The following is a 13,118-nucleotide window of genomic DNA, read 5'->3' on the forward strand; positions in this document are numbered from 1 at the left end:
ATATCAGACCGCATCGGCGCCGCGTTCACCTGTACGGATACGGATGACATCCGTTACGGGGGTGACAAATATCTTGCCATCGCCGATGCGTCCCGTGCGGGCCGCCGCCATGATGGCTTCTATCGCGCGTTCGGTCATGTCGTCGGGACACACGATTTCCAGCTTTACCTTGGGCAGGAAGTCGATGATGTATTCCGCGCCACGGTACAGCTCCGTATGGCCTTTCTGCCGCCCGAAGCCCTTGGCCTCCGTGACGGTGATTCCCATCAGACCGATTTCATGCAGGGCCTCCTTCACCTCGTCGAGTTTGAAGGGCTTGATGATGGCCTCGATCTTTTTCATGCTGCTGTGTCTGTCTTCCGTCTCGTGGCGTAAGGTCCGCGTGCCGTCTGTCTGGCGCAGGCAGGGTTGCATGGCTTTGGATTTCAGGCAATCGGATGATAAGGCAAAAAACACGCGCGCGCGTCGCCACACGCGCGCCGGGACAGGATGATACGATGAAACCCGCCAACTCGCTGCTTTCGGGGCTGCCGACCACCATTTTCTCAGTCATCTCTGCGCTGGCGGTGAAACATGACGCCATCAACCTCGGTCAGGGCTTTCCTGATACCGAAGGCCCGGCTGACATGGTGGATGCCGCGGCCAGCGCCTTGCGTGACGGGCGCAACCAGTATCCCCCCCTTGCCGGCCTGCCGGAACTGCGGGGCGCCGTGGCGCGGTCCAATGTGCGCTTTTATGGAATCGAGGTCGATCCCGCGCGCGAGGTGGTGGTGACCTGTGGCGCGACAGAGGCGATTACCGCCTCCCTTATGGCGCTGGTCAACCGGGGCGATGAAGTGGTGGTGTTCGAGCCGTTATACGACACCTACATGCCCGTTCTGGAAATGCTGGGCGCGGTCGTGCGCAAGGTGCGGCTGACGCCGCCGCACTGGGACCTGCCGCGGGCGGAACTGGCGGCAGCCTTTGGTCCGCGCACCAAGGCGATCCTGCTGAATACGCCCATGAACCCGACCGGTAAGGTGTTCACGCGCGACGAACTGGAATTCATCGCGGGTCTTGTCGCGCGCCACGATGTCTACGCGGTGTGTGACGAGGTGTATGAACACCTGACCTTCGGCACGATCGGGCATCTGCCGCTTATGATGTTGCCGGGCATGCGGGAGCGCACGATCCGCATTGGCAGCGCGGGCAAGAGCTTTTCCATGACGGGGTGGAAGGTCGGTTACGTCACCGCCCCCGCCGCGCTGGCGGATCTTGTGATGAAGGCGCACCAGCTGCTGACCTTTACCGTCGCTCCCAATCTGCAGCGTGCGGTGGCCATGGGGCTGGACAAGGATACCGCCTATTTCCACCAGCTGGCGGAGGGCATGCGCGGTGCGCGTGACAGTCTGGCGGACGGACTTGCGCGCGCAGGCCTGTCAGTGCTGCCGTCGGATGGCAGCTATTTCCTGATTGCCGATATCGCGCCGCTTGGCTTCGCGGGTGATGATGTCGCGTTCTGTGAACAGATGATCCGCCATGTGGGCGTTGCCGCTATTCCGGTCTCGGCTTTCTATGATGCCAGGGGGGTGGATATTCCCGCCCGCTATGTCCGCTTCGCATTCTGCAAGAAGGCGGAAGTGATCGCGGGCGCCGTAAAGCGGCTGCAATCCGTGCGTGAACGGCTGTGCGCGGGAAATATTGTGGAAATCCAAAAAGGGTAGTTGACGTACGCGCACGAATTTTCTAAATGACTGCGCAGTTGTGGCGGACGTAGCTCAGTTGGTAGAGCGCCGGTTTGTGGTACCGGTTGTCGCGGGTTCAATCCCCGTCGTTCGCCCCAACTCTTCTTTCCAGACAATAATGAATATGGCATCTGGCAGCAGGCTTTCTTAACCGCGCCGGGCGAATGTGCGTTCCAGCCCAACTGTTAGTGGCGTGGGGGTAAGCCCCAGTTGCATGCGCATGGGCGTAATGTCGAAAATCTTGTCTTCCATCAGTCGCCGCACCTCCGCTGGCGCAATATGCGGGAGACCGGACAGGTGGATTCGCGCCATCGCCACCAGCAGCCATCCGGGCACTGGCGCGACAGGTCGTGGGCGCAACCCTGCCGCAAGGGCGACATGGCGCGTGAAATCGCGATAGGTGACCTGATCCCCGCCCGCAATGACCATGCTGTGTGGCCCATCCCATGGGTGGTCCACGGCCGCAAGGATGGCGCGTGTCACATCACCCTGCCATATGGGCTGGATGCGTGACCTTCCGCCGCCGGGCAGCGGCAGGATGGGCAGGCAGCGCATGAGGGCGGCCAGGCGCTGCACATTGTCTTCGCCCGTTGCGCCATAGATCATGGTGGGGTGCAGCAGCACGCCATCGCGGCCAGACCGGGCAAAGGCCCGTGCGCCTTCCATCACGCCACGGCCATGCGCGTCGGGCCAGCGGGTAAAGATACGGGTGCTGCCCAGTGCTACGATCCGGGCCTGTGGCGGGGCCGCCGCCAGCACGGCGGGAAGGTGGCGGGCATGGGCTGTCAGTACGATGGACGTGGCATCCGCCAGTGCGGCATGCAGGCGGTCAGCATTCCCCTGCAGGTCAGCGACGCGGGCGGGACAGGCAATGCCCGTTGCCTGCCACCGGGACAGGCTGCGCACTACGGGAATGATCGTCTGTCCACGCGCCGTCAGAGCATGGCACAGCGCCAGTCCCGACCGGCCGGTCGCGCCAATGACATGCACCGGCCCGGAATCGGTCATCAGGGTGTGGAGATGGTCAGGCCCAGCGGGGCTGCAACCGACGGATCTCCCGCCATGGACAGGGCAACGCCCAGCATCATCAGGTTGACCGGCTTCATCGGACGCAGGGCGATCTGCAGCGGGTGGTCCTGCGGTGACTGAAGGAAGCGGCCCATGGCCCGCATCGAAGCGTCATCGGATGTACCGAGCGAGGTCAGCAGATTCTGCCGGTAGGCATCCACATCCATATCACGGCTTTTGGCCAGCCCCGCCACCACGTGGCTGGCCAGCGACAGGTCATCCCACGTCATGGCGGCGGAGACGATGCGGGCGGTTTCGGGAATGATGGCCATGTCGTCAAACGGGATCTGGTCCAGTTCGGCCACCATGGTCAGGTTGCCCATGTCCGGGGCTTCGATGGTCAGCGGTTCCAGATGCACACGGCCCGCACTGCGGTCGCTGGTGCTGTCGGCGTGGATGTTGCCGCTGAAATGGTCATAGCCGAAGGCGTTGAGGATGGACGGGTTGTCCGTGCCGGTGGACCACAGGGTCAGGTGGTCCAGCTTCGTGTCCATCTTGTCTTCGGTTTCGGTGGAAAAACGCGACGTGGTGACATGGTCGATCTGCAGCATGGGGTGGGTGCTGTCGATTTCCACCTTCTTCAGATCCATGGTCTGCGGATGGCGTTCATGGACAAGGTGGCCTGACTGGATCAGGCTTGCCACCTCGCCAGCGAAATCCGGCCCGTCCACCACGATATGTTCGACGGCAATGCGGCGGGTGGGCGTCAGGTTGATCTGTGTCGCCAGCCGGTCAAGGTCCAGATGCGACGAACGGCCCATCCCGTACTGGCTGATGGTCATGCGTCCGATGGTCACGTCCGTCTGGCTGGCGGGAATCGCTACATGCAGGTTGGTGAACGCCCCCTTGTCCAGCACGAGGGAATCGAAACCCAGCGGGCGGGCCATGTCCCCCGCGACCCGCGCGGTATTGGGCAGGACAAGGTTGCTCAGTTCCACCTGGTCCAGCGATATGGTGTTGGCGGTGGTCATGACCTTCACGTTGCGCAGCACCAGGCTGCCGATCTTTTCGCCCTGCACGTTATTACCGGTCAGCCCCCCCAGCCGCACATCCGCCGCGATCAGCGTCATGGCGGGGTTGTGGTAGGTGACAGCGGTAAAATGCGCGCCCCGCGCCAGCGTACGCGGCCGCGCCGTGGCGTAGCTGAACGTGGCGTCAGGCCCGATGGAAGCCCTGAAGTCGGCGATGCCGGCCTCCAGCCTGCGTTGGGCAAAGTGATGCACCCCCCAGCTGCCAACCAGCAGCACAAGTATAAGCAGGGGAATGGCGGGATAGAGTTTCTTCACGAGCCTGGTATCCGTAATGACCTTGAACCGAGTGCTATCGCATTCCAGCCCCCTTGGGCAATCACCCGCGGGCAGAGAGCTGCGGAAAGATGTGCGGTATCATGATACCACACACGTTTTTTTACCGGAAAAATGCCGTCTGTACGGGATTATGTGCTTGACGTTCGCACCGCGTACGGATGATAACGCGCCACCTGTTACCGCTACATTACTGGACGGAACACTGAATCCATGAAGACCACACTTTCGCTGAAACCCGCAGAGGTGACGCGTGGCTGGACCCTGATCGACGCCGAAGGCCTCGTCCTGGGCCGCCTGGCGACCATCATCGCCCAGCGCCTGCGCGGCAAGCACAAGCCCCAGTTCACCCCGCATGTTGACTGTGGCGACAACATTGTCGTCATCAACGCCGAGAAGGTCCGCCTGACCGGCAACAAGGTGGACCAGAAGCTGTTCCATTATCACACCGGTTACCCCGGCGGGATCAAGGAACGCACGATCACCCAGCGCCTGACCGGCAAGAACCCCGGCGATGTCGTGCGCAAGGCCGTCGAGCGCATGATCACCCGTGGCCCGCTGCAGCGCGCGCAGATGAAGCACCTGTATGTCTATGCCGGTAGCGAACATCCGCACGAAGGGCAGAAGCCGCAGGTTCTCGACGTTGCGTCAATGAACCGCAAGAACGCCGTGAACACCCAGAAGGTCGGGGGCTGAACAACATGTCTGAAACCCAAGAACGTACAGGCACGCTGGCTGACCTCAAGGAAGCCGTTGCGTCCGGCCAGGTAACCTCTTCGCAGGAAGCCGCGCCCGTTTACGAAGCCAAGCGCGATGCGCAGGGCCGTTCCTATGCCACGGGCCGTCGTAAGGACGCAGTGGCCCGCGTGTGGATCAAGCCGGGCAAGGGCGACATCATCGTCAATGGCCGTCCGGTTGGCACCTATTTCGCACGTCCCGTGCTGCGCATGCTGATCACCCAGCCGTTCCTGGTTGCTGATCGCTACAACCAGTTTGACGTGTACTGCACCGTTGTCGGTGGCGGTCTGTCCGGTCAGGCTGGTGCGGTCCGCCATGGCATCAGCCGCGCGCTGACCCATTACGAACCCGCGCTGCGCAGCATCCTGAAGGCCGCTGGCTTCCTGACGCGCGATTCGCGTGTTGTTGAACGTAAGAAGTACGGTCGCGCCAAGGCACGTCGTTCCTTCCAGTTCAGCAAGCGCTGATCCTGCTTTCCCGTGGCATGCCACGGGATACGGGTTTTTCAACGGGGCCGGTCCAGCAATGGGCCGGCCCCGTTGTGCATCAGGCGGGCGGGACCCGCGCGTTATCAGGCAAAGGGATTGGCAACCTTGGCCGGTTTGCGCGGTGGCAGGGCATCCGGCAGGTTCTTCTGCGCTTCCAGCGTTTCCACAACCTGCTGCATGAAGGCCAGCAGCGCGCGTGCGCGTTCCAGTCCGGCCCTGTCACGGCTCAGGTCCGTCTGGCCGTAAAAGGCGATGCTGTCGGTGCCGTTTTCCACCGTCATGCCCCCGATGGTGCGGCTGACGCTGTTATCAGCAAAGGGGACAAGGGCTGTGTCGGCCTGCGATGTCGGGCAATGGGTGGTCATGATCGTGTCTCCTTCGGAAAAGGGGTCTACCACCAGCGATAATAGCTCTGTCGGGTGCGGCGGCGGCGATGGGTGGTCGTGCGTCTGTGTGTCGTGCCAAAGGGCAGCGTCATGCAGGTCTGCTTCATGCGTGCGGGCAGGGCGGGAAAGGGATCTATCCCGGTAATATGGGTCAGTTCCGCCACGCTGACATGGCTGCAGCCGGGCGCGCGCGCGACATTATGGCATACGTAAACCCCTGTCTGTGCACGACGGGGGTCGTATATGGCTTTCCATGTCGAAGTTGGCACCAGCACGTGGTTCGTCCCGATGGCCGATAGGGTGCGGGCATGGAAGGCGGGGCCAGTCACCACATACAGTTCCCCTTCACGCAGGGCCATCCTGCGCACGCCCGATTCGATTTCCGCCCATTTGCCCCGGTTCAGCACGGCGTGTTGCGGCACGATGTTGGACAGGAGGAAGGTTTCTTCCTGTGTCTGTTCGTCCGGCATGTCACCCGATGGGGTCATGTGTCCGCGGTCAAAGCCGGATCTGACATAATCCTCCAGTTCCGAGCGCGCGTCCGGCGGAATGCGCGTATCGGGACGGAATTCTCCCCGGCGCGGGGTGGATATGGCTGCGCGGACCATGGCGGTATCAAGATGCTCCGCTGACCACAGCGGTTCATGCGCCAGGCCGGAATACAGTACAGCATATCGGGCATTGCACAGCAGTTGCGTCCGGGACGACAGCTTTGCGTTGTCCAGCATCGGCAATTGCTGTTCCGCACCCAGTTCCGCGCACCCTTCAGCATGTGCCCCATGGGACGGGTACAGGGCTACAGGTCCGACCAGAAGGAGAAGGGACAGGACATACCGTGTCATGCGAAAGGCAGGGCAATGGCGGGGCACAGTCTGGCGTTATCCATCTGTTCTGGTAAAACGGGGCCTATCCATGAAACATCCGATGGGACAGGGCAATGGCCGAGCCACCTGATTTGGGAAATCCCGGCCAGCAGGATTCCTTTATCCTGCATCGTCAGGAATTACCCCCTACGCGGCGTGAGCGCATGTTGCGCATTGGCCTGCGCGTGGTGACGGTCATGCTGCTGGCGGCGGCGCTGATCGACCTTGTCGTGCAGCTTGCCGGACATGGCCGTTAAGGAGCAGGGGGAAAACCTGCATATTATAAAGAAGTGTTTGGTGAAGCTTTTTTTAAAAAGCTTCAAAAGACTGCCGCCTTTTTGAAAAAAGGGCGGTACCCAAAAAACTTTTATTTTTATTTATCAGGTAAGTTTTTATATCTCTTAAGGAGAATGCGTTCCTGCCGTTGTGGTGGGAAGCGGCAGGTCGGCTGAAATACCGCTTCTGGACAGGGCAATGGTCACATCTATCGTTTCCTGATTGACCTGGGCATCGAATTGCCGGTCCACCACCGGATTCTGCGCCATCGTCATCATGTCGCCAAAACGCAGGTGCGCCCAGTCGATGCGGTCATGGGCCTGACGGGTGACGTCAAAGTTCACCATGGGATGGGGCGTCCCGTTCGGGGCAATGTAGGACCATGCGAAATGGCAGCGCGCGGGCGCGCCACGCTGGGTAAACAGCGTATGGACGAAGCCGGGCGTTACATCCATCTGCAATGTGTTCATGAGATAATGCGGCGCCTGCCGCTGCAGGGTGGGTGTTACCTGCGTATTGAACAGTCCGGCCTGAATCATTTCGGGCATGTGGGCCATGAAAGTGGTCTGGTTTATGGCCATTTCGACCACACATGGCGTGGTCTGTGCAAAGCGGGTTTCAATACCCCATGCATGCGCGGTGGTTTCCGTTCCCATGATGGGCGCGGGATAGGTGAGTGATGCGGCATGCGCAGTGGCATCCATGCCACCCGGAAGGATCAGGCCCATGGCCAGGGCTGCGGCATGCATGACCCGCCGTGGCGGGATGGGACGTGCGGGAAAGGTCGGACGTGTCAGGCTAGGCAAGGGTTGGCACCGGTCTGTGTAAGGTCTTGATGATGGTCGGGGTGGCAGAAAACAGCTTTTGCCCCCTGCTGTCACGAAGGGTACGGGCATGTCAGACCTGCCCAATATGGGCGGTCTTTCCCATATTGGGCAAGACCTGTCGTATGGCATGTCAGGGTCTGCCTTTGAGCCATTGTGCAGGTTAACGGACAGTTTCTCCTGAAACTTTTTCAAAAAATTTCAGGAAGTGCGACCTTTCCGAAAAGAGGCGACACAAAAAGACTTTTATTTATCAATGACTTGTTTCCATATTGTTTTTCATTTTATTGCATTTTGGTATGGAATTATTTCCGGGTGTGCCATGTTCTGCATGTATTGTTTTAATATATGTATGTCCATATTGCTGCAGTCATGGAAATGCCACAATAATCGTCTTTTTCGTGCTCCACAGTCCCATTGCCATCGTCTGGCGGGGAACCTGTCGCATACTGCAGACCATGGCTGGCAACCGTTTGTGGCCAAAGGATTTTTGGGTGTGTGATGATGAAACTTCCGGTGCCCTGCCGCGTTTGCGGCGGGTAATGGAAATCAGAAGAATACTGCCGGTGGCAGCATGTTGGTACGGTTGGCCCATTGGGCAGTCGTGCGCACGGGCTGGCGTAACCGGTGGTGTGGGTCAGGGAACCATGTTTGAGTCAAAGATCATAGAAGTGGATGGCGTGTTCGTGGGGGCGGCCATCATTACGGGCATTGCTTCCTCGCTGCGTTTCTACGCAACCCATGACAGCGTGCGCTGCCTGCATAACGCCATCCTGCCCGATCTGGTGGCGCTGAAGCAGCGGGTTACGGCGACCTTCCGCCGCATGGGGCATAAGGCCGTCACTTTCCGCGAGGCGTAGCCATAAAACGCGTAACGCCCCGTTGGGAACCTGTGTCCCGCCGGGGCGTCGGTATCGTAAAAGGCTGTTGGCCAGGCTGCAATCATAAGGAAGTTTCTTGGTGAAGCTTTTTTCAAAAAGCTTCAGAAGAATGTCGCTTTTTTGAAAAAATACGGCATTCAGAAACCTTCATTGTTTTCAAACAGCCTGTCAGGCCGCCAGCTGTATCAGCGGCTGGTGCGGCGGCCAAGCTGGCTGACATCACGCACGGCACCGCGCGCGGCACTGGTGGTCAGGGCGCTGTAAGCCTGAAGGGCTACGGAGACTTCGCGCGTGCGGTCCGGCTGCCATGCGCGGTCGCCCCGTTCTTCCATCGCATCGCGGCGGGCGGCAAGGTCCGCATCGCTTACGGTGGTGCGCAGGATACGATTTGGGATATCGATCTCGATCGTATCGCCTTCCTCCAGCAGCCCGATAATGCCGCCTTCCGCCGCTTCGGGCGAGATGTGGCCGATCGACAGTCCCGAACTGCCGCCAGAGAAGCGGCCATCGGTAATCAGGGCGCATTTTTCAGCCAGCCCCTTGGATTTCAGGTAGCTGGTCGGATACAGCATTTCCTGCATGCCCGGTCCGCCCTTCGGTCCTTCGTAGCGGATCACCACCACGTCACCCGCCACGATCTTATTGCCGAGGATGGCGGAGACGGCCGCGTCCTGGCTTTCAAAGATGCGGGCCGGCCCCGTAAACGTCAGCAGGTTATCGGCAACGCCCGCGGTTTTGACGATGGCACCGTCTTCCGCAAGGTTGCCGAACAGCACCGCAAGGCCACCGTCCTGGCTGTAGGCATGTTCCGCATCACGGATCGCGCCATTGGCACGGTCGGTATCCAGCGCCTTGTAACGGCTGGCCTGCGAAAATGCTTCCGTGGTGCGCACGCCACCGGGGGCCGCGCGGAAGAAGGTACGTGCGTCCTCATCCACTGTATCGGTGCTGATATCCCACTTTGCCAGGGCTGCCGCCACGCTGGGGGCATGCACGCTGGGGGCGTTCATGTGCAGCAGGCCCATGCGGGCCAGTTCGCCCATGATGGCGGGAATGCCACCGGCGCGGTGCACGTCCTCCATGTGGATATCCATGCGCGACGGCGAAACCTTGCACAGGTTGGGCACCTTGTGGGACAGGCGGTCGATATCGGACATGGTGAAATGTACCTTGCCCTCATGCGCCGCCGCCAGCAGGTGCAGCACGGTGTTGGTTGACCCGCCCATGGCGATATCGACCGACATGGCATTTTCAAACGCGGATTTGGTGGCGATGCCGCGCGGCAGGACAGTGGCATCGTCGTTTTCATACCAGCGGCGGGCGAGGGCGACGATCTCGTGCCCTGCGCGCTCGAACAGGTTGCGACGGTCGGCGTGGGTTGCGACCAGGCTGCCATTGCCCGGCAGGGCAAGGCCCAGCGCCTCGGTCAGGCAGTTCATGGAATTGGCGGTGAACATGCCCGAACATGACCCGCAGGTGGGACAGGCGGAGCGTTCGATCGTGGCCGACTGTTCATCTGTCACATCGGAATTGGCCGCCGCCACCATCGATGTGATGAGGTCAACCTGCTGCTCGGCGCCGTTATTGATGATCTTGCCCGCTTCCATTGGCCCGCCGGAGACGAAGATGGTCGGGATGTTCAGCCGCATCGCCGCCATCAGCATGCCCGGCGTGATCTTGTCGCAGTTGCTTATGCACACCAGCGCGTCGGCGCAGTGGGCGTTGACCATGTATTCCACCGCATCCGCGATCAGTTCGCGTGACGGCAGGCTGTACAGCATCCCGCCATGGCCCATGGCGATGCCGTCATCCACGGCGATGGTATTGAACTCACGCCCGACGCCACCGGCTTCGGCCACCGCGCCGGCCACAAGCTGGCCCAGGTCCTTGAGATGGACATGGCCGGGCACGAACTGCGTGAACGAGTTGGCGATGGCGATGATCGGCTTGCCGAAGTCACCGTCCTTCATGCCGGTTGCACGCCACAGGCTGCGCGCACCGGCCATGTTGCGGCCATGGGTCGTAGTGCGGGAACGATAGGCGGGCATGACGGTGACCTCTCGCGACAAAGGGGTTAGCATAGGGGGAACAATATCGCCTGACCGCATACAGGACACGCGGCCTGCGCGCCAGTCCAAACCTGCCGTTAACCGTGGGCGGGTAGGGATGGGGACGGGCAGGGCGCGCAACTCCACCTGCGGCCATTCGTTCATCTGATACCTTACCCGCCATTGCACAAGGAGCGCACGCGGCATGCCAGAACCGGACCGTCAGGATGGATCACCCCCGGCACAACGGCGTGGCGTGTTTGCGCGGATACGTTTTCCGGTGCTGGGAGTTCTGGCGGTTGCGATCCTGGCGCTGGTCATCTTCTGGTCATGGGACTGGTTCATCCCGCTGGTGGAACGCCGGGCAGGCGCCGCGCTGGGGCGCAGGGTCACGATCGCGCACCTGCATGTGCATGTAGGCCGCGTGGTCCGCATCACCGCCGACGATGTACATATTGATGAACCTGACGGATTTGCCACCCTGCCGCCATTCGCCACGGCGGATCATCTGATGGTTGGGGTCAACCTGTGGCACCTGCTGGGGGGGACGGTTGACCTGCCGGTGATCGCGCTGGACAGGCCGGTCGTGGAACTGGATGAAAAACGTGACGGAACCGCCAATTATCATTTCCCCGGCGGCAGTGATGGCGGGTCCACGGCCATGCCACGCATCGGTGAACTGAACATTGCCGACGGGCAGCTGCATTTCGTGCATGCGGGCCTGCGCAGCGATATGCGCGCGCAGGTGCATACCACGCCAGCGAAAGGGGATGCGGAAGCCCGTATCGTGGCGGAGGTACGCGGTACCTATACCGGGCAGGCCATCACGGGGCATTTTTCAGGCGGGGCGCTGGTTTCACTGGCGGACAGGACGAAGCCCTATCCCGTGGATGTCGAGGTGCATCATGGTCCCACGCGCCTGACGCTGGTGGGGTCGGTGGATGACCCGCTGTCGTTCCGGGGTGCGCGTCTGAAGCTGACGCTGGCGGGGCCGGACATGTCGCTGCTGTATCCGCTGACGGGGGTGGTGATCCCGCAGACACCCACCTACCATGTGGCGGGCAGTCTTGATTACCAGGACCAGCGCGTGCGCTTCCATGATTTCGAGGGTACGGTCGGGTCCAGCGACCTTGGCGGCACGCTGAGTGTCGATCCACACCAGGTGGTAACGTTCGTGGATGCCGAACTGCATTCACGGCATGTGGACCTTGCCGACCTTGGCGGCTTCTTCGGGGCGACACCGGGGGATCATCCCTCCACCGCGCAGCAGGCGGCGGAACAGAAGGCGCATGAGGCCAGTGGCGCCGTACTGCCTACCACGCCCATCAACCTGCCCAGGCTGAAGGCCACCAATGTCCATCTGGCCTATCATGGGGACCATATCGAAAACCGGCATGTGCCGCTGGATAACATCGATGCGCTGGTGGATATCCGGGACGGGACGATTGATGTCCATCACCTGAGCTTTGGCGTGGGCAAGGGGAAACTTGCCAGCAGCGGTACCTTCGTGCCGCAGGGCAACGGTGTCGATGCGCGCATCCGGGTTGATATGGAACAGATCGATCTGTCCCGCCTCATGCAGGCACTGGGTAATTATCAGGGGCAGGGAACGATTGGTGGCCATATCATGGTGCATGGCCATGGGCAGTCGCTGGCGCAGATCGTGGGTGATGGCAATGGCGGTGTGACCATGGCGCTGGATGAAGGCGGGGATATTTCCGCCATTCTGCCCGACCTGCTGGGGCTGGAACTGGGCAAGGCGCTGCTGTCCGCCCTTGGCCTGCCTGCCAGGACAGACCTGAAATGCCTGATCGCGGACATGCCGCTGCGTGATGGCGTGTTCCATACCAGAACCATGCTGATGGAAACGGGCGATACCTCCACGGTGGGCAAGGGGGATATCAACTTCAGTGACAACACCATCAAATATGCCCTGCTGACACGTTCCCGCCACTTTGCCATCGCATCCTTTCCCGGTCCGCTGCACATTACCGGGCCGCTCAAGCATCCCAGCATCATGCCCGGGGCGGAAGTAATCGGCCGGGCTGTGGCGTCGGTGCTGACGGGCTTTGTTTTCTCTCCCGTGGGGCTGCTGCCCACAATCGAGGCGGGTGTGGGCAAACAGTCGTCATGCGCCGAGGCGATCAGGGAGGTGAATGAAAACCCCGCCGCCGGCATCGCGCCCCATGCCTCGCGTCCTGCGCGCCGTGCCGCACGGGCGCGCAAGGTTCCTGCGGCACAGCAGGCAACCGGCACGGTTTCCGGTAACCTGAGCCGTGCTGAACGTGACCGTATCCGTGCCGTATGGGCACGCCGGATGGCCGCGCATTAAAGGGTGGAATCCCTGCTTGACCATGCGGGGCATTTCGGCAAAAAGGGGGACAGGTGCGGTGAATCGTCCATATTGCCGGACGTTGTTCATTGTCATGCCGGGTTAGCACAGTGGTAGTGCAGCGGTTTTGTAAACCGAAGGCCGGGGGTTCAAATCCCTCACCCGGCACCATTTTTTCCCCAAAAT

The 13,118-nt window shown here is 61.2% G+C and carries 13 protein-coding genes and 2 tRNA genes; 8 read left to right on the forward strand and 7 right to left on the reverse strand.

Going from position 1 to position 13,118, the window contains the following annotated elements; translation table 11 throughout:
* Positions 1 to 3: 3 nt before the first annotated feature.
* On the reverse strand, positions 4 to 342 hold the full coding sequence (locus tag MSKU9_RS13055; RefSeq protein WP_010510184.1) for a P-II family nitrogen regulator: 339 nt from the start codon (positions 340 to 342) through the stop codon (positions 4 to 6).
* 155 nt (positions 343 to 497) lie between these two features.
* Between MSKU9_RS13055 and MSKU9_RS13060 the strand changes: the two genes are divergently transcribed.
* Together MSKU9_RS13060 and MSKU9_RS13065 are read left to right on the forward strand one after the other, a co-directional pair.
* Positions 498 to 1,703 carry an aminotransferase gene (locus tag MSKU9_RS13060; RefSeq protein ID WP_141261901.1) on the forward strand — a complete coding sequence of 402 codons (1,206 nt, stop codon included), beginning with the start codon at positions 498 to 500 and terminating at the stop codon, positions 1,701 to 1,703.
* Between the two features lie 43 nt (positions 1,704 to 1,746).
* A tRNA-His gene (locus tag MSKU9_RS13065) sits at positions 1,747 to 1,822 on the forward strand.
* Between the two features lie 49 nt (positions 1,823 to 1,871).
* Here MSKU9_RS13065 and MSKU9_RS13070 read toward each other — a convergent pair.
* Positions 1,872 to 2,732 carry an SDR family oxidoreductase gene (locus tag MSKU9_RS13070; protein ID WP_141261842.1) on the reverse strand — a complete coding sequence of 287 codons (861 nt, stop codon included), beginning with the start codon at positions 2,730 to 2,732 and terminating at the stop codon, positions 1,872 to 1,874.
* Entirely contained in the window at positions 2,732 to 4,078 is a 1,347-nt protein-coding gene (locus tag MSKU9_RS13075) for a hypothetical protein (protein WP_141261843.1), read from the reverse strand. The genes MSKU9_RS13070 and MSKU9_RS13075 overlap by 1 nt, the downstream gene beginning before the upstream one ends.
* A 231-nt stretch (positions 4,079 to 4,309) precedes the next feature.
* On the opposite strand from MSKU9_RS13075, the gene rplM reads away from it, so the two are divergent.
* On the forward strand, positions 4,310 to 4,792 hold the full coding sequence (gene rplM, locus MSKU9_RS13080) for a 50S ribosomal protein L13 (RefSeq protein ID WP_010510192.1): 483 nt from the start codon (positions 4,310 to 4,312) through the stop codon (positions 4,790 to 4,792).
* 5 nt (positions 4,793 to 4,797) lie between these two features.
* A complete protein-coding gene (rpsI, locus tag MSKU9_RS13085; protein ID WP_025439615.1) occupies positions 4,798 to 5,301 on the forward strand; it encodes a 30S ribosomal protein S9 in 504 nt (167 codons plus the stop codon).
* Between the two features lie 104 nt (positions 5,302 to 5,405).
* Here rpsI and MSKU9_RS13090 read toward each other — a convergent pair whose 3' ends face one another.
* A complete protein-coding gene (locus MSKU9_RS13090; RefSeq protein WP_141261844.1) occupies positions 5,406 to 5,687 on the reverse strand; it encodes a hypothetical protein in 282 nt (93 codons plus the stop codon).
* 26 nt (positions 5,688 to 5,713) lie between these two features.
* On the reverse strand, positions 5,714 to 6,550 hold the full coding sequence (locus tag MSKU9_RS13095; protein ID WP_141261845.1) for a DNA/RNA non-specific endonuclease: 837 nt from the start codon (positions 6,548 to 6,550) through the stop codon (positions 5,714 to 5,716).
* A gap of 95 nt (positions 6,551 to 6,645) precedes the next feature.
* Between MSKU9_RS13095 and MSKU9_RS13100 the strand changes: the two genes are divergently transcribed.
* A complete protein-coding gene (locus MSKU9_RS13100) occupies positions 6,646 to 6,828 on the forward strand; it encodes a hypothetical protein (protein ID WP_141261846.1) in 183 nt (60 codons plus the stop codon).
* A 144-nt stretch (positions 6,829 to 6,972) separates the two neighbouring features.
* Here the strand turns inward: MSKU9_RS13100 and MSKU9_RS13105 are convergent, their stop codons facing one another.
* Entirely contained in the window at positions 6,973 to 7,653 is a 681-nt protein-coding gene (locus MSKU9_RS13105; RefSeq protein ID WP_227002496.1) for a hypothetical protein, read from the reverse strand.
* A 665-nt stretch (positions 7,654 to 8,318) separates the two neighbouring features.
* On the opposite strand from MSKU9_RS13105, the gene MSKU9_RS13110 reads away from it, so the two are divergent.
* A complete protein-coding gene (locus MSKU9_RS13110) occupies positions 8,319 to 8,531 on the forward strand; it encodes a hypothetical protein (protein WP_110556578.1) in 213 nt (70 codons plus the stop codon).
* Positions 8,532 to 8,737: 206 nt separating this feature from the next.
* On the opposite strand, the gene ilvD is transcribed toward MSKU9_RS13110, so the two are convergent.
* The gene (gene ilvD, locus MSKU9_RS13115; RefSeq protein ID WP_141261903.1) at positions 8,738 to 10,600 is read right to left on the reverse strand and encodes a dihydroxy-acid dehydratase; all 1,863 of its coding nucleotides are present in this window, start codon (positions 10,598 to 10,600) and stop codon (positions 8,738 to 8,740) included.
* Positions 10,601 to 10,805: 205 nt separating this feature from the next.
* Between ilvD and MSKU9_RS13120 the strand changes: the two genes are divergently transcribed.
* A complete protein-coding gene (locus tag MSKU9_RS13120; RefSeq protein WP_141261847.1) occupies positions 10,806 to 12,932 on the forward strand; it encodes an AsmA family protein in 2,127 nt (708 codons plus the stop codon).
* Between the two features lie 96 nt (positions 12,933 to 13,028).
* Positions 13,029 to 13,103: transfer RNA gene (locus MSKU9_RS13125), tRNA-Thr, on the forward strand.
* Positions 13,104 to 13,118 lie beyond the last annotated feature (15 nt).

This window comes from Komagataeibacter diospyri, from assembly GCF_006538165.1.
GTDB classification, from domain to species: domain Bacteria; phylum Pseudomonadota; class Alphaproteobacteria; order Acetobacterales; family Acetobacteraceae; genus Komagataeibacter; species Komagataeibacter diospyri.

What these genes read in the sequence shown, in the direction of transcription:
- MSKU9_RS13055 (WP_010510184.1), bottom strand. Translation starts at nt 342, where the DNA reads ATGAAAAAGATCGAGGCCATCATCAAGCCCTTCAAACTCGACGAGGTG.
- MSKU9_RS13060 (WP_141261901.1), top strand. Translation starts at nt 498, where the DNA reads ATGAAACCCGCCAACTCGCTGCTTTCGGGGCTGCCGACCACCATTTTC.
- MSKU9_RS13070 (WP_141261842.1), bottom strand. Translation starts at nt 2,732, where the DNA reads ATGACCGATTCCGGGCCGGTGCATGTCATTGGCGCGACCGGCCGGTCG.
- rplM (WP_010510192.1), top strand. Translation starts at nt 4,310, where the DNA reads ATGAAGACCACACTTTCGCTGAAACCCGCAGAGGTGACGCGTGGCTGG.
- rpsI (WP_025439615.1), top strand. Translation starts at nt 4,798, where the DNA reads ATGTCTGAAACCCAAGAACGTACAGGCACGCTGGCTGACCTCAAGGAA.
- MSKU9_RS13090 (WP_141261844.1), bottom strand. Translation starts at nt 5,687, where the DNA reads ATGACCACCCATTGCCCGACATCGCAGGCCGACACAGCCCTTGTCCCC.
- MSKU9_RS13095 (WP_141261845.1), bottom strand. Translation starts at nt 6,550, where the DNA reads ATGACACGGTATGTCCTGTCCCTTCTCCTTCTGGTCGGACCTGTAGCC.
- MSKU9_RS13100 (WP_141261846.1), top strand. Translation starts at nt 6,646, where the DNA reads ATGGCCGAGCCACCTGATTTGGGAAATCCCGGCCAGCAGGATTCCTTT.
- MSKU9_RS13110 (WP_110556578.1), top strand. Translation starts at nt 8,319, where the DNA reads ATGTTTGAGTCAAAGATCATAGAAGTGGATGGCGTGTTCGTGGGGGCG.
- ilvD (WP_141261903.1), bottom strand. Translation starts at nt 10,600, where the DNA reads ATGCCCGCCTATCGTTCCCGCACTACGACCCATGGCCGCAACATGGCC.
- MSKU9_RS13120 (WP_141261847.1), top strand. Translation starts at nt 10,806, where the DNA reads ATGCCAGAACCGGACCGTCAGGATGGATCACCCCCGGCACAACGGCGT.